Origin of the sequence: Frankia sp. CcI49 (assembly GCF_001983215.1) — a bacterium.
GTDB classification, from domain to species: Bacteria; Actinomycetota; Actinomycetes; order Frankiales; family Frankiaceae; genus Parafrankia; species Parafrankia irregularis.
The window spans coordinates 279,453-298,484 of the sequence record NZ_MOWP01000026.1; the positions used below are offsets into that span (position 1 = coordinate 279,453).

The following is a 19,032-nucleotide window of genomic DNA, read 5'->3' on the forward strand; positions in this document are numbered from 1 at the left end:
GTCGTCGACCTCCGCCACCCGTCAGACCGCCGTCCCATTGTCAGCACCGGAGCGGGTCTCAAGGGGTGCGAAGGGGACAACCGTGCGGGGTTCGGCCTGGACGTGCCGGTCGAACAGCACGGCCCGGTTCGGGGTCGTACCGGCCGTGACCGGACGGTGCCCGGCCAGGCCGAACAGGTCCCCCCCGGGCAGCCCGGTGGCGACCCAGGCGGCGATGTCGTCCCGGTGCCCGGGCCCCAGGTCGTCGGCGAGCCGGGACGGAGCACGCCACCAGCCCAGCAGGTGCACCCCGACCGCCGGGCCGCGACGCGTCAGGGTCCGCAGATCGTCCAGCCCGGACCGCCGCGAGGCGTCGTCGCGCGCCTCCAGGCCGGCCCGGCCCGCGTCCAGGGCGAAGACGACCAGCAGCCGGGTGGTCGACGCGGCACCACCCTGCCCGGCGAGCGCCGCCTCCTCGCGGGCGCGGATCTCCGCCCCCGCGGACGCGAGGACCCCCCGCAGACCGGTCACGTCCGTCACATAGGTCGGATGGCCCGTGCGGCGCAACRCCGACGCCAGGGTCTCGGCGGCTGCCACCGTGGCCGGATCCACCGCGACGATGTCGACGACGAGGCTGCCCGGCGCGGTCTGCGCACCGACGGACACCGCCGCCGCCTGCAGCATCCCGACCGCCTCCCGCCGCAGCGGGCCGAGCACCGCCAGATGACGGCCGGGCAGCCGGGCCAGCCGCACGCCCACCGCCGGCGGAGCGAGATCCAAAGGCACCCCGACGAACGCCAGCGGATCCCCCGCCGAGCCGTCGACCGAGCCGTCCGCCGGGAGCAGCGCGGTGCCGGAGCCGTACGCGGCGCCGCCCCCGGCGGGATCACCCGAGGCGGGCACCGGCCGGCCGGCCAGTGCCTGGAACGCCGGGTTGTCCTCGAGGACGGCCGGAGCGTGGCCGACGAAGACGCGCGGTGGGCGCATCGCCGGAACCGCCCGGACCACCATCGCGCTCAGCTGGTCTCGCAGCTCGGCCAGCACCGCCGGGTCGGGGTAGGCGACGCGGACGTGCTCGTTGCCGACGGGGTGACCGTTGCGCCGGTTCACGATCGCCTCACCGACCCCGGACAGCGCACCCGCCGCCTCGTTCGCGGTCGACAGCAGCACCCGCGACTCGGAGATGGACGTCCGCAGCGCGACGCGCAGCGCGAACTGGCCGAAGATCGACCCCCGCTTGCCGGCCGTCGCGTCCAGCGCGTCGATACCGGACAGCGTCTGGCTGGCCAGCAGCAGGTGGATGCCGTAGGCCCGGCCCTGCCGCGCGAGCACCTCCAGCAGCGAGACCGCCTCCCGGGCGACCGTGTCGAGCGGAGTGAGCATCACCTGGAACTCGTCGACGACGACCACGACCCGCGGCCAGGGTGAGCTACGGTCCGCCGCGCGCAGCCCGCGCAGGTCACGGGCGCCCAGCGCGCGCATCGTGACGGACCGCCGCTGCATCTCGTTGCGGGCCGCGCGCAGCACCGCGACACCGAACTCGCGGTCGCTCTCGATGCCGACGGTGTCCGCGTGCGGAAGGAAGAACGGGTCGCCCGGCCGCTGCGCGAACTGGGCGAACTCCAGGCCCTCCTTGAAGTCGAGCAGGTGGAAGCGCAGCTGGTCGGGACCGTAGCGGGCGGCCAGCCCGTAGACCACATCGAGCAGCAGCGTCGACTTGCCCGCCCCGGCCTGGCCACCGACGAGGCAGTGGACCGTGTCGTCGTCGAAGGTCAGCCCGACCGCTCCGTCGGGGCCGTGCGCGACCGGTACCGACACCCCGGCGGAGCTCTCGTACTCCCACAGCCCCGGCGGAAGCAGGCCGCCCAGATCCGGCCCGCGGACCACGGCCTGCTCCACCCCGGCGACCACCCGGGTGGTGACCTGGGCGACCACCGACATCGGAGGCGCGTCGTCCAGCGCACAGCCGAGCAGGCCCGACATCGACGTCCGCCACCCGCCGGGCATGACCGCGCCGACGTCGCCCGGGTCCCCCTGCAGCTCCACCGCGGTCACCGTCTCGGCCCGGGGCAGGCTCGGCACCCCCCGGCCGCCCGGGGCGTCCGCGCCCTCCTCCGCCTCGACGACCGCGATGATGTGCACCCCGCAGGACGGCCCCTGGGCCGCCACCGCCTCCAGCGTGCGAGCGGCCTCGTCGGCCAGCGGCGGCAGGCCCAGCAGGATCAGCAGCCGCCAGGGCTCGCCGCGGGGCACGCCGGCGTCCTCCCGCTCGCGCAGCGAGTCGAACCGGCCGCCGAGGCGGTCGACCGTGATGCGGCCGACCTCGGCGGACAGCTCCGCGAGGGCGGCCTCCAGCCGCGCCCGGGAGGTCAGGGTGGGCCCGACCACTCCGTGGGCGCGCAGCGGCGCGAAGCCCGCGAGCCCCGCGCCGAGCTCGTGCGGGTCGTAGACCGTGACCCGGACCGCGCCCGGCGACGCACTCGCGAGAACGCGGGTGAGCAGACCCCGGACGAGACCCACGGCCTCACCGCGGCGCTCGCGGGTCGTGGTGATCTGGAGGTTCCCGGCGTCCAGCAGCGGCACCGCCAGCGGCACCTCGACCGGTCGCCCCCCGCGCGCCAGCGGCGGAACGAGGATGCGCCCGAGCCGCCACAGGCCGGGCTGCCCCCCAGGCCCGATCACGGGGCCACCGAGGCCGGCCGGACCGGCCGCGCCCGCGGGGCCGGCGGCAGCTGGGCCGGCGACGGGTGCGGCGACGGATGTGCTGTGCCACTCGGGTGCGTCCCAGCCGGCACCGGCGAACGCGGGCGCGTGGCGCCGTGCGAGCGACGCCGCCTCGCTCAGGGCGAGCCGGACGCCCTCCAGACTGCCCGCGAGGTCGGCGGCCGCCTCGTTGATCGTCTCCGCGTCCAGCGTCACGGTCGCGGCGGACGGCCCCTCGCCGGCCTCGAGCCGCGCGGCCTGCTCGTCAAGCCGGTCGGCAAGCGAGAGGACCACCCCGAGGTTCTCGGAGATCCCGGAGACGAGCAGGCGCGCTCGCCGTGTGCCCGACACGCGACCTCCTCGCGACAGCTGTGCTCCGCGTCCGCGGCAGGCGGCCGACGGCCGTCGCCCCGCCGCCGTGCCCGAGACACCACGCTAGCGACCGCTCCGTCACATCGTGCCGTTTCACCACACGCCGGATCAGCGACCACCAGGGTGTCCCCCGGCCCGTTCGGCGGGTTCCGCACGGTGACCGCCGGCGACGAACTGGAACGTACCGGATGCTGGCAGGGAGACCGGCGCATTATCCACCGTGGCGCGGTGTTCAATGAGCAATGGCCCAGCGGAGATGCTGCGACGTGATTGCTGTACAGGAGGCGCAGAAGTGGCGGATCCGGGGCGCGTGTCCGACCTGGGCGTGGGCTCTCAGCATGCGGGCGAGCCACCGCTCGCGGTGATCGACGTGGACGGTGTCGTGGCGGACGTCCGGCACCGCCTGCGGTTCCTGCGGGCACTCCCGGGTGACTGGGACGCCTTCTTCGCCGCCGCCGACGTCGACCCGCCGCTCGTCGAGGGCGTGGAGCTCGTCCGCACCCTCGCCCGCGACCATGAGGTGATCTGGCTGACGGGTCGCCCTGAGCGCTCCCGCGCCGCCACCGAGCGCTGGCTGCGTGCGCAGGGCCTGCCGGTGGGCGAGCTGCGGATGCGCCCGGACGCGGACCGGCGGCCCGGGCGGATCTTCAAGCGGTCGGAGCTGCGCCGTCTCGGCTCACGCCGCCGGGTCGCCGTCGTGGTCGACGACGACCCGGCGGTGGTGGAGCTGCTGCGCGCCGACGGCTGGCCCGTCCTGCGTGCGGACTGGCTCGCCTACGAGCCCACCCTGGGCAACGCCCAGAACGAGGAGGGGCGCACCTGAGGTGACCGGGCGGTACGGAGCCGCCCGGTCGTGAGGTGGGCGGGCGTCAGTGGGCGGTCCCCCTGCGGTAGGCACGGACGGCGAGCGGCCCGGCCACCACGAGGATTCCCAGGCACCAGGCGAGAGCGGCCAGCAGGTCCCCGGCCACCGGGCCCCCGAGGAACAGGGCTCGCACCGCGTCGACGGTGCAGGTGACCGGCTGGTGCTTCGCGAACGCCTGGAGCCAGCCGGGCATGGATTCGACCGGGGCGAACGAGGAGCTCGCGAACACGAACGGGAAGATCCAGATCATTCCGCCCGACTGCGCGGCCTCCGCGCTGCCGACCGACATGCCGATGACCGCCGAGAGCCACGAGAACGCGTAGGCGAAGAGCAGCATGAGGCCGAACCCCGCCAGTGCGGCGAGAACCGTCGTGTTCCCGAACCGGAAGCCGACCGCCAGACCCACCAGCAGCATGATCAGGATGATGAACGCGTTGCGGACGAGATCCGCGAGGGTCCGGCCCGTCAGCAGCGCCGAGCGGCTCATGGGCAGCGCGCGGAAGCGGTCGATCAGGCCCGCCTCCTTGTCGGTGGCCAGCCCGATGCCGGTCATCATCGACCCGAAGATCACCGTCTGTACGAAGACGCCGGGCATCAGGTAGTCGACGTACTCCACCCCCGGGCCGACGTTGATCGCGCCACCGAAGACATAGGTGAACAGCAGGACGAACAGCACCGGCTGGATCGTCGCGAAGACCAGCAGCTCCGGCACCCGCCAGGTCTGGACGAGGTTGCGCCGACACATCACCCAGGCGTCCGCGGCCTCCCAGGCGAGCCTGCCACGCCCCGGAACCGGGCTCAGGTCCAGAGTGCTCATGTCGCCACCAGATCCGACTCGTCGTCACCCGACCGCGGGCCGGGCGGCCGCACGGCGTCCTTCCCGCCATCAGCGCCGTCGGCGCCAGCAGAACCATCAGCGCCACCGGCGGCACCGTGACCCGTCAGGGCCATGAAGACGTCGTCGAGGGACGGCCGGTGCAGCCCGACGTCGACGATCGTGGCGCCGATCTCGTCCAGCGACCGCACCGCCTCGGCGAGCACGGCCGCGCCGGCGACCGGCACGGTCACCCGGCGCTCCTCGGCGGCCACACCGGCCGGCCCCGTACCCAGCCGGCTGAGCACGGCCGTGGCGGCGTCGAGGTCGTCGCCAGGCGCGATCGTGATCTCCAGCCGGTCACCGCCGATCTGCCGCTTGAGATCGTCGGAGGTCCCCTCCGCGATCACCCGGCCGCCGTCGATGACGGACACCCGGTCCGCCAGCTGGTCGGCCTCCTCCAGGTACTGGGTGGTCAGCAGCACGGTGGTGCCCTCGCGGACCAGATCCGCGATCACGCGCCACATCGCCTGGCGGCTGCGCGGGTCCAGGCCGGTGGTGGGCTCGTCCAGGAACAGCACGGCCGGCGCCATGATGAGGCTCGCCGCGAGGTCGAGACGGCGGCGCATGCCGCCCGAATAGGTCTTGATCTGCCGCCGCGAGGCCTCGGTCAGCTCGAACCGCTCCAGCAGCTCGATCGCGCGGGCCCGCGCCGTGCGGGCCCGCAGGCGGTACAGCCGGCCGAACATCTCCAGGTTCTCCAGGCCGGTCAGCCGCTCGTCCACGGCCGCGTACTGGCCTGTCAGGCCGATGCGTGGCCTGACCCGCTCCGGATGGCGCAGCACGTCGACACCGAGCACCTCGGCCCGGCCGCCGTCGGCCGCGAGCAGCGTCGACAGAATCCGGACGGCGGTCGTCTTGCCGGCCCCGTTCGGGCCGAGGACACCGTGCACACTGCCGACGCCGACACTCAGGTCAAGCCCGGCCAGGGCCGTATGTCGGCCATAGTTCTTGCGAAGGCCCTCGACGAGGACCGCTGTCTGATCGGTCACAGGGCGAAGGTACGCCAGGGCACCGACAGTTCTCGAGCGAGTTTTCGCGGTGGCGGGGCCGCGGACCGCGGCCGGCCGCCGAGGGTCTCGGGCTCTCAGGCCGAGCTGCGCCGCCGTCGCCGGTGGGCCAGCTCATCGCCCGGATGGGCCGCCGCCGGCTGCCCAGGGCGCTCACAGGGCAGCTCCGCGAGCTGGCCGCGCATGTCCTCCAGGGCCCGGCCCACCGCGATGGCGAAAACGCCCTGGCCGCCCCGGACGAGATCGATGACCTCGTCGTCCGAGGTGCACTCGTAGACGGTCGAGCCGTCACTGATCAGTGTCAGGTGGGCGAGGTCCGCCACTCCCCTGGTCCGCAGGTGCTCCACCGCCGCCCGGATGTTCTGCAACGACACCCCGGCTTCCAGCAGCTTGCGGACGACCCGCAGCACCAGCACATCCCGGAACGAGTAGAGCCGCTGGCTGCCGGACCCGCTGGCACCCCGCACGCTCGGCGCCACCAGCCCGGTCCGGGCCCAGTAGTCGAGCTGGCGGTAGGTGATACCCGCCGCCGCGCAGGCGGTGGGCCCCCGGTAGCCGACATCGTCCCCCGGCGGCTGCGGTATCTCGTCGCCGAAGAGCTGCCCCTGCTCGATCATGGTCGCCTGCTCGTCGTCCCCCCAGTGGGGATCCGCATCGTCCGGCGCCACCCGCGCGGCCGCCCCGATCGAGGTGCCACTCTTCACCAGTCCCATCCTCCGGACAGTCCGGGAGCCTCACGGCCCGCCCGCCGACGATGCCGCACACCGTCACCGCCGCCGCGCCGAGGCGCGTCGCGCAGCCCGACGCGCCGCGACATGAGCGCGCGCTCCCCTGCGCGGCGGTGAACCCCGGTGCCCCGCCAACCACTGGCTCGGCAACCGGTTCGCCCGACCGTAGGGGCGGGGCATCGTCCCTTCAATGATCCAAGCCGGCGTGTCCGTCGTCCAGTGGACATGCGGGCGTCAAACAGCGGAGTTCGGGTTTATTTTGGCGAAACACCCGCGTTTTGGACACATCGGACGGGGGCTCGGCCGTGGCCGCGACCAGCGGGCCGGCCGAACCTACCGATGATCACGAGCCCGGCGTGTTGAAGTCCTCCGGCGAGATGGTGTCCAGGAACTCCCGGAACTTCTCCAGCTCGCTCTCCTGCTCCTGTTCCTGCTCCTCGGGGACCGTGATGCCGGCCTCCGCCAGCACCGCCTCCACGCCGTACACGGGCGCGCCCATCCGCATGGCCAGGGCGATCGCGTCCGAGGGCCGGGCGGAGACCTCGACCCCGTTACCGAAGACCAGGGTGGCAAAGAACACGCCGTCCTGCAGGTCGGTGATGGTGACCTGGGTCAGCTCCGTCTGCAGGGCGCGCAGGACGTCCCGCATCAGGTCGTGGGTCATCGGGCGGGCCGTCGTGATGCCCTCCTGGGCGAAGGCGATGGCTGTGGCCTCGACCGCTCCGATCCAGATCGGCAGGTACCTCTCGCCCCCCACCTCCTTGAGCAGAACGATCGGCTGCTTCGACGGAAGCTCGACACGCACGCCGACGATGTCCAGCCGATGCACCGATCTACCTCCTAGCGCAGGTGGGGCAGGGTGGGACGCTGTGACCGGAGCCGGAAAACCCCACGAGGAGACAGTATCCCCGCTACCGCCCCGCGTCAGCGCGCCCGCCGGTTCTCACTTTCCGTACGGACTCGCACCATGTGCGTAGTGGGTATGTGCTACCCCGACCGGCTCGCGGCAAGCCGGGTACGCAGCAGTGCGGCATGCATGCGCACCAGCAGCGTCGCAAGCTCGTCGACGGTCTGCGCGGCGCGCCCGTCGGACTCTCCCAGCCGCCCGGAGCGCAGCGGTGCGACGGCGGCCTCGATGAGACCTGCCTCACGGTCCGCCGCGGCACGGGCGGCACGTAGGTGGCGCACCTGGACGCCGTGCGAGGCGAGCAGGGCCACGGTACGGGCCACCAGCAGTGCGTCGGAGTCGTAGTACCCGCCGCCGGCGATGGGCCCGACAAGCCCGTTGCTTTCCAGCTCGGCGAGGACGTCGTCGTCCAGGCCGCTGGCGGCCAGCAGCTCCCGGCGCGACAGACGGACCCGCTCGGCGCCGATCAGGGCGTCCAGGCCATGCCCGACAGGGCGGTCCGGGACAGCCCGAGGCCCCGGGCGGGGCAGCGCGGTGTCGCCGCGGTCCAGCGCGGCCAGCTCTTCCTTGATCACCCGGAGTGGGAGGTAACGCTCGCGCTGGGCATGCAGAACATGCCGAAGCCGCAGAACGTCATCCAGCGAGTACTTCCGGTAGTTGGAGCTGGTGCGTGCCGGCTCGACCAGCCCCTCGGACTCCAGGTAGCGGATCTTCGAGAGGGTGATGTCGGGATACTCGGCTCGCAGCCGGTCCAGGACCTCGCCGATGTTCAGCGTCTTCGCGGCGTCCTCGGCCCGGGTGGACGGACTGCGCCGGGCCACGCCCGGCCTGAACTCCTCCGCACGGACCGACGGGCGCATCGACTCCGCCGCGGCGCCGCCGCCGCTCACCGCGCCGTACCCCCGCTCACCGGACGCCGACCCCGCCGTAGGTCGCACCGGTCAGGAAGACCAGGCGGAACTTGCCGATCTGGACCTCGTCCCCACCGGTCAGCTCGGCGGAGTCGATCCGCTCGCGGTTCAGGTACGTGCCGTTGAGACTGCCGACGTCACGGACGGAGAAACCCTTCGTGTAGGGCGAGCGGTGGAACTCGGCATGCCGGCGGGAAACGGTCACGTCGTCCAGAAAGATGTCGCTCTCCGGATGGCGCCCGACCGTGGTGAGGTCCGCGTCCAGCAGGAACCGGCTACCCGCGTTCGGCCCCCGCTTGACGACAAGCAGGGCGGAGCCCGGCGGAAGCGCATCGACCGCGGCGACGGCGTCGCGCTCGGTCGAGTCGTCGACATGGTCGCCCTCGATACCGGAAAGGGCCGCGGCAAGGTTCAGGGTCGACGTCTGCTCCGCGGGTCGCTCCGGCGCCACGGGCTCGCCCGGACGTACCAGAGGCGACCCGCACCGCGCGCAGTACAGCGCGTCGGACGGGTTCTGCTGGCCGCACCTCGTGCAGAACACAGTCTCGTCCGCTTCCTGCCGGTCGCCCGCAACGCACGCGGGTGGCCGGCCGCTCGGTCCGCCGCCCTCACGGCGGCTGGAGTGGTGCCCGACAGGGGTGGACCCGAAGTACCCGGCGAAACCCGAGGTACCCGAGCCATCACCGCACGCGGACGGTCGAACGCGGCAGTGGCCGCACCCGATCCCGTCACGGCGCACTCCGAGGCTAGTGCATCAGGAGCACCGTCGTGAAAAGGATGCGTCGGGCGATTGTTCGGCGTGGCGTCACCGGACGCATGCGGCGAGCGCAGGCCGCTTGACAATCCGTCCGAGCCGACATATCGGACAGATAGCCACAGCACCGACGATGAGCGCCACTCCGAGCAGCTATGCACGGCCGACTCATGACCGGCCTGCCACGATGCGTGTACGGATCGCCTGACTTTTCCGGAAGCCGGTCTGCTGAGCCTTCTCCGTCGCACGCCGGTCGGGCGCTGCCGCAGCAGGCCGGAACCGACGCCGGAGCCGACGGCGGAGAGGACTCACTGCTCCTTGACGTAGTCCCGATACTGCGCCGCGTCGAGGAGCTCACCGAGCACCGACGGATCCGCCACCGTGACCTCGACCAGCCAGCCGTCGCCGTACGGGTCCGAGTTCACCAGCTCCGGAGCGGAGGACAGCACCTCGTTGCGTGCGGTGACCGTGCCCGCGACGGGCGCGTAGATGTCCGACACGCTCTTGGTCGACTCGACCTCGCCGCACGGCTCACCCTCCGAGACCTCCTCCCCGACCTCGGGCAGCGAGACGAAGACGATGTCACCCAGCGCCTCCTGGGCGTACGCGGTGATACCGACACGCACCCGGTTCCCGTCGGCCCGGGCCCACTCGTGCTCACGGGTGTATTTCAGGTCGTCGGGATACAGCGCAATCGCCTCCTGGGTCGTGGTGTCGAACACCGGCCGATCAGTCCGCCGGACGGGCGAAACGGGGGCTCGGCACGGTGCGCAGGGCCCCGATCTCGATCCGGTCGGAGTTCGTGATCTCGGCCTGCGCGCCATCCCGGGTAGCTACCGTATCGAGCACCCCGCCGGGGATCCGCATCGCCTGGGCAAGTGTGTGCGCTTCCCCGATCACGCGCAGTACGTAGGGCGCGGCGACGGTGGCGCCGTCCACCGTCATCCCCCCGCCAGGGGCGTCGATGATGTAGGTCGAGGCCACGACGCGCACCCCGGACAGCTCGATGGCCTCGGCGCCGGCGTCCCGCAGCTCCTGGAGCGCGTCAACGAGGATCCAGGCGTCGACCTTGCCGCGTGGGTCACTGACCGTGAGCGTGAGGCCCGGCCCGGTGACCGGGGCTGTCCCCGCGAGCACCGCCAGCGTGTCGGCCTCCTGACGGGCCCGGTCGAGCTCGGCCTGGGCGCGGCCGTCGTCCGCGAGCGCCGCACGGGTCTCCTGCAGCCCGCTCGCCTCGACCTGTAGCCGCTGCCCACCGATCGAGAGGCTGTCCAGCCGGCTCGCGAGCTCGTCCGGACGCACCCGGGCGAGATGGTCCGCCGAGTCCGCCGATCGGATCACGACGGTGACCCCGAACCCGAGCAGCGCGAGCATCAGGATCGACGCGAGCCGAACGAGGCGAAGCCGGGAACCACCGCCCGGTGTCCCGTTCCCGACAGTCGGGGAGGCGACAGCCGGGGCTGGCGGGGGCAGGGCAGCCGGGGGCGGGGCGGGGCCGACCACACCGTCTGTCGTCACGACTTCAGCACCAGACGACGGATCGTGCCGGCGTTCGTGAAGATCCTGATCCCGAACACGACGAGCACCGCGGTCGAGAGCGCACCCCCGACACCCAGCGCGTCGCCCAGAGCGACGAGCGCGACCGCCAGCACGACGTTCGACAGGAAGGACACGACGAAGACACGGTCGGAGAAGAGGCGCTCCAGCGCCGCGCGCAGCCCTCCGACCGCGGCGTCGACCGCGGCCAGGACCGCGACCGGCAGATACGGATCCAGCCACCCGGGCGGTTGCGGTGTGGCCAGCAGCCCGGCGAGGACTCCGACGACGATCGCGACCAGGCCGGTGATCGCGGCCGCACGTGTCATGATCCACTCCCTCGGGCGTATCGGAGGCTGGGGTCCGCGGCCGCCGGCAGCGTCACCGCGCCGAGCCGGGCGATCGTCACCGCGTCCGGTGGCGCGCCGGCCCGGGTACGCAGCCGCATGGTGACCGGCGCGGCCGACACCCGGGACACGATCGCCGCGGAGTCGCCGATGGCGTCGAGGACGTAGGGCGCCTCGACCGCGCTGAGCCCCACCAGGATCGCGTCACCCGCCGCGCGTACCGCGCTCAGCGCGGTGAGCCGAACACCGTTGACCGCCACCGCCTCGGCACCCGCACTCCACAGCAGGTTCACCATGTCGGCCAGGTCGTGGTCGGCGAGCCGGCCGCCCGGCGTCAGCTCCGCCGTCGGCCGCGGGTTCCCCGCGTCCGCGGGCGGGCCGGCCGCCGGGTCGGTGAGGGTCAGGCGCACCCCCGGGCCCCGGGCCGCCGTCAGCCCCGCCGGAGCGGCCAGCGCGCCGATCCGTGCGGTGGCGGTGTCCCAGGCGTCGTCGGCGGACCGCTGGCGCGCGTGCAGGTCCGCGATGGCCGAACGGAGCTCACGCACGTCGGCGGCCAGGTCGTCCCGGTGCGCCGAGCGCGACTCGTACTCGGCGCTCAGCCGCGCCCGCAGCCGCTCCCCCGCCGGCAGGGCCGCCACCCCCTGGCGGATGGTCAGTGCCGTCAGCAGCCCCGTCAGCAGCAGCGCAAGCGGCATCGCGAGCGAATGCCAGCGGTTGCGCCGCGCGCGACGAGACCCCCGCCGACGCCCCGGGCGGGCGGGTGGACGACCCGCCGACGCCTGCGCGTAGCCCGGATCGAGCGCCGTCGCGGCCACCCGCTCGAGCGCCGTCTGGGTCCGTGCCTGCACATCCGGCATTCTTGCCGATGCCCGAACCGGAGCCGTGACCTCCCCGCCGCGTTCCGCAGCCTCCGCCCCGCGCCGGCGGGCCGACACAGCTCGCGGCCGACCGGTCAGCGCTGGCCGGTGGTGGCCTCCACCGGTGGTGTGGCCTCCACCACGGCGCTCCAACGGCGAAGGAGCCGCTGCGCGTCGCCCAGGTCGGCGGCCTCGGCCCACAGGTGGGTCACAGCCTCGGACGGGTCCGGCAGCACGAGCGCCCACGAACCATCCGGGTTCACGACCCGCACACCATCCGTCGTGTCCACCTGTGTCTCGGAGTCACCGCCGACCGACTCGACGACGCGGCGCATGACCAGTCCCTTCTCCGCCCACGGCGTGGGCACCGAGGACCGGACCATCGCCACCGGCGGGATCCGCGCGTCGATCGCGCTCAGGGTGAGCCGGGTCCGCGCGACCAGCGCGACCAGCCGGATGAACGCGGCGAGACCGTCGATCACCGGCGCGAACTCGGGAACGACGAACCCGCCCTTGCCGTCGGCCGCGAACACGACCCGCTCGTCCTCGACGACCTTGGACAGCCCCGCGCCCGACATCGGCATCCGCCGCACGGTCAGCCCGTGGAACCGGCTGACCTGGTCGGCGACCCGCGTGGTGGCGACCGGCACCGCGACCGTGGCCCCGCGGTTCTCCGCCGCGACCAGATCGAGCATGACCAGCAGCGCCCGCTCGTCGCTGATCAGGTCACCGCGCTCGTCGACGATCGTGATCCGCTCACCGATGTGGTCGAACCGGACCCCGAAGGCGGCCCGCGAGCTCGCCACCAGCGCGCCGAGCCGGTCCAGAGCCCGGCGTTCCTGCGCCGCACCGCGCTCGGGGTACGTCTCGTCCAGCCGGCCGTTGACCGTCAGGACATCCACGCCGAGCCGGCCGAGCAGCGTCGGCAACAGCAGCGACGCCGCTCCCCCGGACGGGTCGACGACCACCTTGAGATCCGCCTCGGCCAGCCCGCTGGTGTCGACCCGGTCCAGCAGATCCTGGCTGTAGACGTCGGCCGTGCGCGCGGGGAAGCGCAGGTCGCCGATCTCGCCGGGGAAGGCCCGGCGGAACTCCTGCCGGCTGAAGACCCGGTCGAGCTTGYGCTGCGCGGCCGGCGAGAGGTCGTGGCCGTCCGCGTCGAGGAAGACGATGTCGATACGTTCCGCGTCGCCGGGCTTGGAGCGCAGCATGATGCCGCCGGCCGCGTCGGAGGTCCGCACGTCGAACCGCGCGACCGGCAGCGGGGCCACCTCCAGGTCACGGACGTTGATCGCGCCCGCCGTCAGCGCACTGATCACCGCACGTTTGAGCGCGCGGGCGGCCCGGGAGCCGTCACGGGCCGTCGTGACGGTGGTCCCCTTCTTCAGGGTCGTCGCGTACGCGCTGGTCAGCCGCACCACCAGCTCGGGCGTGATCTCCGCGTTGACCAGCCCGGAGACGCCACGCGGCCCGAACAGCGAGCGCTGCCCGCGCGACTCCCAGATCACGCTGGTGTTGACGACCGCGCCGGCCTCGATCGTCTTGAACGGGTACACCTTGACATCGTGGGAGACGAACGCCTCCTCCTGGATGACGCACTCGTCCCCGATGACCGCGCCCTCCTCGATACGCGCGGCCCGCAGCACGTCGGTGCTCTTGCCGATCACGCAGCCGCGCAGGTTCGTCCGCGGCCCGATCAGCGCGTTGTCCTGGACGACCGCGCGGTGCAGGAAGGCGCCGCGCTTCACCACCACGTTGCTGCCGAGCACGGTGAACTCGCGCAGTTCCGCGCCGGCCTCGACCTTGCTGTAGTCACCGACCATCAGCGGGCCCTTGAGGACGGCGTCCGGATGCACGTCCGCGTCCTCGCCGATCCACACGCCCGGGGAGAGCTCGAAACCGCCGATCTCGACGTCCACCTGCCGGTTCAGCACGTCGGCCTGGGCCCGCTGGAAGCTGGCGATGGTGCCCACGTCCTCCCAGTAGCCGCCGGCGACGTAGCCGAAGACCGGGGCGCCGGCCTCGACCAGCCGCGGGAAGACGTCCCCCGACCAGTCGACCGCCTCGCCCGCCGGGACGTACCCGAGCACCTCCGGCTCCATCACGTAGATGCCGGTGTTCACCGTGTCCGAGAACACCTGGCCCCAGGTCGGCTTCTCCAGGAAACGGGAGATCCGCCCGTCCTCGCCGGCGATGACGATGCCGAACTCCAACGGGTCCGGCACCGACTTGAGCGCGACGGTGACCAGCGCGCCCTGCTCCCGGTGAAAGGCGACGAGGTCGGTCAGGTCGATGTCGGTCAGCGCGTCGCCGCTGATGACGAGGAACTGCTCGTCCCGCAGCGCGTCCTCGGCGTTCTTGACGCTGCCGGCGGTACCCAGCGGGGTCGTCTCGGTGGCGTAGGACAGGTGCATGCCCAGCTCGTCACCGGACCCGAAGTAGTTCCGGATCATCGCCGCGAGGAACTGGACCGTCACGACGGTCTCGTCGAACCCGTGCCGTTTGAGCAGGCGCAGGACATGTTCCATGATCGGCCGGTTGACGACCGGCAGCAGCGGCTTCGGCAGGTTCGCGGTCAGCGGCCGCAGCCGGGTGCCCTCGCCGCCCGCCATGACGACGGCTCTCACGGCCTTACCTCCCGATCTTCCCGGACGTCGCGGACGCCACCGGCCGTGCGCGTTCGACGGCGAGGCGGCGGGCCTGTTCGAAGTAGAGGAGGCCGGACCACCAGTACAGGGCGACACCCCAGATGGCGAACGCCCACCCGACCGGACGTGCCGCCGTGGCCAGCCACGAATCGCCGGCCGACAGCAACAGCAGCGGGAAGGCGTAAAGCAGGTTGAAGGTCGCGGCCTTGCCCAGGTAGTGGACGGGAAGGGCGGTACCGACACCGAGCCGGCGCAGGATCGGCACCAGCAGCAGCAGTGCGGCGTCCCGGGCGACGAGCAGTACCGCGAACCACAACGGGACGATGTCGCGCAGGGTGAGGGCGACGATCGTGGCGAGGATGTAGAGCCGGTCGGCCAGCGGGTCGAGCATCACCCCGAGGCGGCTGGTCTGGTTCAGAACCCGGGCGAGCTTGCCGTCGAGGTAGTCGCTCACGCCGGCGAAGGCGAGCACCCCGAGTGCCGCGCCGTCCGCCTCCGGCCCGAGCGCGAGCCACAGGAACAGCGGGACGCCCAGCAGCCGCAGACCTGACAGCAGGTTCGGAATGGTCCAGATCCGGTCGGAGGCCTGCGTAGCCGCCGTCACGCCGAGTCCCTCCTCCCCGACCCGGCCATGCGCGTGGCGGCACCGACGGCGCCAACGGCCTCGCGCGCCGACCTCGGGACGCGGGTCGTGCCCTGACGCTAGCGGATGTGTGTCGCTGAGGTCATCGGGTGTCGTCCGCGGCGGGCCGCCATCACATGATCCGCCCGACCTTGTAGGTGGAGCTGTAGATCGGCCGCAGCGACACCACACCACCGGTCTGCGGCGCGGCCCACATGTAGCCGTTCCCCGCGTAGATACCCACGTGGTAGATGTTGTTCTCGGTACCGTAGAAGATCAGGTCGCCCGGCTGCTTGCCGGACTGCGGGACGTGGGTCGAGGCGTTGTACTGCCCCTGCGCCGTACGCGGCAACGATCGGCCGAGCTGCTTGAAGACGTACTGCACCAGCCCTGAGCAGTCGAACGAGTAGGGGCCCTCCGCCCCCCACACGTACGGCTTGCCCTTCTGCAGCGAGGCCAGGTAGACCGCTTTCTCCCCGATGGAGCTGCCCGGGATCACCGAGGGGATCGCCTGGCTGACGCTGGAACGCGACGACGACGACGTCGTCGTCGGTGCCTTGATGGTGATCGTGGCCGACGTGGCGACCGACGGCCGCAGCGCGCTCGTGCCGTCGAACACCGCGGTGATCGTGGTCGTGCTGAGCAGCCGCGCGGTGATCTGGGCCTGGCCGTTGGCGTCGGTCGTGAGCGCCCGGGTGGTCTGCCACTTCGGCCCGTTCACCACCACGACGCGGACCTGCTGGTTACCCAGCGGGGTGCCGCTCGCCTCTCTGGCCCGGACCGTGAGGACCACCGGCGCGTTCGGAGCCACGGTGGAGCCGTCGGTGGTCAGCTCGATGTTCGTGAAGATCGGCTCGGAGGCGGCGATCGCCCCCGCCAGCGGAGCGGCGGCGGCCGCGGCCGCCGCCGCGGCCTCGTCCTCGGGGCTGCTCTGGCCCTGGCCCGGCAGTACGGACGCCGTCTGGGTCGTGCCCGGCTCAAGGGAGGCGGAGGTGTCAGGCGTGGAAGGCACCGTCGCGGCGAACGCGGCGGTGGACGCGGCGAGCGTCCCGGTCGTGAAGGCGGCGATCGTCGCAGCGCGACGGGGCGGCTGGCCACCTCGTCGGGAGCCGGTGCCGGATCGGACGTTCGAGGAGCGCTGCCGCCCCTTGACGAACTGGTCCCAGTCCTCAGGCAGCCAGGCAATTCCGCGACGGGGCAACGCGAGTCCTTCTCTCTCCGGCGCCTGCGACACACGCTGCCAGGTTTCGGCAACGCGCCGTCCCACCGGCCGCGATCGGCCGACGGGACCGGACCGGTCGACCAGCAGATCGGGCACGGGGGTACCCGCTTGCCGGCAGCCGACATCCCTCGTCCTGCCCCACCTGTCTCGGAGGGGTCGTCAGGCCGGGGGCAGGACGCGGCGCTTCGGCTTGACGCTTTACATACATCGGGCGGTGCTCGGCACTCTCGATTAGATCTGCGCGCAGGTGCCGATGCTGAAGATAGTGGACTTCTGCAGTCGGCCGACAATCACCCCCCACACAACAATCGCCCACCACACCCTTCGATCACGATGCGGAAATACCCGCTTACTTTCTGTCGGAGCGAACCGGCCGGGCGCCGCCCGGATCGACCCACGCTCCCAGCCCGGGCAATGCCCTGCGGAGCCTGCCTGGTATAGGGAATCCGACGGCACCCGCAGAGGTGGACGGCGGCCCGGACGGCCATCGGCGGCGACCGAAGCGCCACCGCCCAGACCGCGGTCCGACACCCCTGGCGAGCGCCTGCGCGCCGCCTCCAGGCAATGCGTTCGAAACACAATGCGGAGGCCGTCCGTAGACCGCGGATCCCACCCTTGGTGGTGCATCACCCGAACACCCCCGTGTACCGCCGGCAGTGCCATCGCCGCCACACCGGCAAGCCGGCAGCGCCCAGGCAATACACATTGGCCACGCGAATCACACACCGACGTGCCGGAATCGGGCCGCGCCGCCACCCTGCGCATCCCCGGCCCCCGGAAGACCAGAGCAGGACCACTGAATGGAATTCCCACCGTTGGCGACCCACCGGGAACCGCCGCGGGTCCCGCTGCCGGGTCGATTCCGGGACCAGGCCCCGCCCCGCGATCGCCATGYTGGTCCGGGCGATCACCGACCGGGGGTGCCGTTCGCCTGGGCGACCACGGAGCAGGTCGAAGCCGCGTCAGGCGTGCTCGGTGGTCCGGTAACGGGCCGAACCGGTGCACACCTGACGCGGCTGGGACGCAGGTTCGGCCTACTCGCGGGCCGCGCTCACGACCACCACCGATGTGGTGGTCCCGTCCGCTGAGCGCGTTTCCAGAGCGAGACCGGGCAGGCCGGCCTCCTGCGCGCACTGACCGAGCGCGCTGGTGACCTTCGGGTCGGGAGCATCGGGGAGGCCAGGTGCCGGGCCGTCGCCAGGCCCCGCCTCGCCCACGAACACCGGGCCCTCATCGGAATCCGGGTCGCTGTCGCTGTGCAGCACCGGGCCCTCCTCGGAACCCCACTCGCCATGGAGCACCGGGCCGCCGCGGCCGGCCGCACCGCTGCCGGCCGCGCCGCCGCTGCCGGTACCGCCGCTGCCGGTACCGCCGCTTTCGCCCGGGCCGGGCACGACGGTCGGACCGGAACCCGAACCGGCGACGACCGGCCCGTCCGCCGGCGGAAGGCCCAGTACCTGCGTGGTGCCGGGAGCGGGGAAGGTCACCCCGGCGTCCTGCAGGCACTTCGTGACGGTCGCGTTCTGCTCCGCGGTCAGTGGTTCGATCGAGGGCGGGCCACCGATGGCGCCGGGAGCGGGCGCGTACTGCTGGCAGGCATCCACCGCCTTCGACCCGCGCTCGGAATCGATCATCAGGCGCACCGTTCGCCGATGGCTTCCCGCCGATTCGGTCTGCACCTGGGCACCGTTCTCCTTCAGGCACCGGGTGTAGTCGTCGTTGCCCGGCGGCAGGGCCGGCGCACCGGGCGCTGCCGTACCGGATTCAGGCGTGCCCGTGCCCGCGGGCCCGGCCGCCATCGCTGCGGCGGTGCTGCCAGTGCAGGCCGCCAGCACGAGCGCCGTCCCGATCATCACACGCGCGGACCAGTGTCGTCTCATCTGTCACCTCACTCGTGGCCGGCGCGGTTTCGCCGGCCACGAACAGATCTAGTGACCGGACGATCCGGGTCCCGTAAGCGTCGCCGCTTACGCTCTCTTTATGACCGCCGGTCGATGATCGACGTAGGTGGAGAGGCGGCTGCGTGCGGATCCTGGTGGTCGAGGACGAGGTGATCCTGGCGGAGGCCATCGCCGAGGGCCTGCGCCAGCGGGCCATGGCGGTGGACACCTGCGGGGACGGGGCGAGCGCCCTGGAGCTGGCAGCGCTCCATCCCTACGACGTGATCGTGCTCGACCGGGATCTGCCCAAGGTGCACGGTGACGATGTCTGCCGGGCCGTGGTGGCCGCCGGCGGCGACACCCGGGTCATCATGCTGACTGCTGCGGGGGACGTCGCCGACCGGGTGCACGGGTTCGGGGTGGGCGCCGACGACTATCTGACCAAGCCGTTCGCGTTCGCGGAGCTGGTCGCCCGGGTGCAGGCGCTGGGCCGGCGGGCCCGTGCCGCGGTGCCGCCGGTACTTCGCCGCGCCGGTGTCGAGCTGGACGTGCCGCGGCACCAGGTGTCCCGGGACGGTCGTTTCATCCTGCTCTCCCGCAAGGAGTTCGCCGTCCTGGAGGTTCTCATGCGGGCCGACGGGGCTGTGGTCAGTGCCGAGGAGCTCTTGGAGAAGGCGTGGGATTCCAACGTCGATCCGTTCACCAACGCGGTACGGATGGCGGTGATGACGTTGCGCCGCAAGCTGGGATCGCCGCCGGTGATCGAGACGGTGGCCGGGGTCGGGTACCGCCTGAGCAGCTGAGGCGGCACCGGCCC

17 protein-coding genes are annotated in these 19,032 nt (G+C 72.5%); 2 read left to right on the forward strand and 15 right to left on the reverse strand.

Features of this window, described 5'->3' with window-relative positions:
* Window positions 1-21: 21 nt before the first annotated feature.
* Window positions 22-3,033, reverse strand: a complete 3,012-nt coding sequence (locus CcI49_RS23205) for an FtsK/SpoIIIE domain-containing protein (RefSeq protein WP_076829202.1) — start codon at window positions 3,031-3,033, stop codon at window positions 22-24.
* A gap of 313 nt (window positions 3,034-3,346) precedes the next feature.
* Here CcI49_RS23205 and CcI49_RS23210 point away from each other — a divergent pair, with 313 nt between their 5' ends.
* Complete coding sequence (locus tag CcI49_RS23210) at window positions 3,347-3,877, forward strand: hypothetical protein (protein ID WP_076829203.1); 531 nt, start codon at window positions 3,347-3,349, stop codon at window positions 3,875-3,877.
* A gap of 46 nt (window positions 3,878-3,923) precedes the next feature.
* On the opposite strand, the gene CcI49_RS23215 is transcribed toward CcI49_RS23210, so the two are convergent.
* The 14 genes from CcI49_RS23215 to CcI49_RS23280 all read right to left on the reverse strand — a co-directional run bounded on the left by CcI49_RS23215 (window position 3,924) and on the right by CcI49_RS23280 (window position 18,215).
* Entirely contained in the window at window positions 3,924-4,736 is an 813-nt protein-coding gene (locus tag CcI49_RS23215; protein ID WP_054566066.1) for an ABC transporter permease, read from the reverse strand.
* A complete protein-coding gene (locus CcI49_RS23220) occupies window positions 4,733-5,785 on the reverse strand; it encodes an ATP-binding cassette domain-containing protein (RefSeq protein WP_076829204.1) in 1,053 nt (350 codons plus the stop codon). The genes CcI49_RS23215 and CcI49_RS23220 overlap by 4 nt, the downstream gene beginning before the upstream one ends.
* Before the next feature lie 95 nt (window positions 5,786-5,880).
* Window positions 5,881-6,507, reverse strand: a complete 627-nt coding sequence (locus CcI49_RS23225; RefSeq protein ID WP_006540375.1) for a MerR family transcriptional regulator — start codon at window positions 6,505-6,507, stop codon at window positions 5,881-5,883.
* A gap of 367 nt (window positions 6,508-6,874) precedes the next feature.
* Window positions 6,875-7,360 (reverse strand): bifunctional nuclease family protein, encoded by a 486-nt coding sequence (locus CcI49_RS23230; RefSeq protein WP_006540374.1) that lies wholly within the window; start codon window positions 7,358-7,360, stop codon window positions 6,875-6,877.
* 158 nt (window positions 7,361-7,518) lie between these two features.
* Window positions 7,519-8,328 carry a MerR family transcriptional regulator gene (locus tag CcI49_RS23235; protein ID WP_076829435.1) on the reverse strand — a complete coding sequence of 270 codons (810 nt, stop codon included), beginning with the start codon at window positions 8,326-8,328 and terminating at the stop codon, window positions 7,519-7,521.
* 16 nt (window positions 8,329-8,344) lie between these two features.
* Complete coding sequence (locus CcI49_RS23240) at window positions 8,345-8,890, reverse strand: FHA domain-containing protein (RefSeq protein WP_006540372.1); 546 nt, start codon at window positions 8,888-8,890, stop codon at window positions 8,345-8,347.
* A 521-nt stretch (window positions 8,891-9,411) separates the two neighbouring features.
* A complete protein-coding gene (gcvH, locus tag CcI49_RS23245; protein WP_054566550.1) occupies window positions 9,412-9,792 on the reverse strand; it encodes a glycine cleavage system protein GcvH in 381 nt (126 codons plus the stop codon).
* A 40-nt stretch (window positions 9,793-9,832) separates the two neighbouring features.
* Window positions 9,833-10,621 carry a DUF881 domain-containing protein gene (locus tag CcI49_RS23250; RefSeq protein ID WP_235497824.1) on the reverse strand — a complete coding sequence of 263 codons (789 nt, stop codon included), beginning with the start codon at window positions 10,619-10,621 and terminating at the stop codon, window positions 9,833-9,835.
* Window positions 10,618-10,968 (reverse strand): small basic family protein, encoded by a 351-nt coding sequence (locus tag CcI49_RS23255; RefSeq protein WP_054566063.1) that lies wholly within the window; start codon window positions 10,966-10,968, stop codon window positions 10,618-10,620. The genes CcI49_RS23250 and CcI49_RS23255 overlap by 4 nt, the downstream gene beginning before the upstream one ends.
* Window positions 10,965-11,843 (reverse strand): DUF881 domain-containing protein, encoded by an 879-nt coding sequence (locus CcI49_RS23260; protein WP_076829205.1) that lies wholly within the window; start codon window positions 11,841-11,843, stop codon window positions 10,965-10,967. The genes CcI49_RS23255 and CcI49_RS23260 overlap by 4 nt, the downstream gene beginning before the upstream one ends.
* A 95-nt stretch (window positions 11,844-11,938) precedes the next feature.
* The gene (locus tag CcI49_RS23265) at window positions 11,939-14,455 is read right to left on the reverse strand and encodes a mannose-1-phosphate guanyltransferase (protein ID WP_076829206.1); all 2,517 of its coding nucleotides are present in this window, start codon (window positions 14,453-14,455) and stop codon (window positions 11,939-11,941) included.
* Between the two features lie 19 nt (window positions 14,456-14,474).
* Window positions 14,475-15,095, reverse strand: a complete 621-nt coding sequence (locus CcI49_RS23270; RefSeq protein WP_054566061.1) for a CDP-alcohol phosphatidyltransferase family protein — start codon at window positions 15,093-15,095, stop codon at window positions 14,475-14,477.
* A gap of 151 nt (window positions 15,096-15,246) precedes the next feature.
* The gene (locus CcI49_RS23275; RefSeq protein ID WP_076829438.1) at window positions 15,247-16,314 is read right to left on the reverse strand and encodes a C40 family peptidase; all 1,068 of its coding nucleotides are present in this window, start codon (window positions 16,312-16,314) and stop codon (window positions 15,247-15,249) included.
* Between the two features lie 1,055 nt (window positions 16,315-17,369).
* Window positions 17,370-18,215, reverse strand: a complete 846-nt coding sequence (locus CcI49_RS23280) for a hypothetical protein (RefSeq protein ID WP_131831155.1) — start codon at window positions 18,213-18,215, stop codon at window positions 17,370-17,372.
* 143 nt (window positions 18,216-18,358) lie between these two features.
* On the opposite strand from CcI49_RS23280, the gene CcI49_RS23285 reads away from it, so the two are divergent.
* Window positions 18,359-19,018 carry a response regulator transcription factor gene (locus tag CcI49_RS23285; protein ID WP_076829208.1) on the forward strand — a complete coding sequence of 220 codons (660 nt, stop codon included), beginning with the start codon at window positions 18,359-18,361 and terminating at the stop codon, window positions 19,016-19,018.
* Window positions 19,019-19,032 lie beyond the last annotated feature (14 nt).

Coding starts and splice junctions, on each gene's coding strand:
- CcI49_RS23280 (WP_131831155.1), bottom strand. CDS start 18,215: ATGAGACGACACTGGTCCGCGCGTGTGATGATCGGGACGGCGCTCGTG.
- CcI49_RS23215 (WP_054566066.1), bottom strand. CDS start 4,736: ATGAGCACTCTGGACCTGAGCCCGGTTCCGGGGCGTGGCAGGCTCGCC.
- CcI49_RS23255 (WP_054566063.1), bottom strand. CDS start 10,968: ATGACACGTGCGGCCGCGATCACCGGCCTGGTCGCGATCGTCGTCGGA.
- CcI49_RS23260 (WP_076829205.1), bottom strand. CDS start 11,843: ATGCCGGATGTGCAGGCACGGACCCAGACGGCGCTCGAGCGGGTGGCC.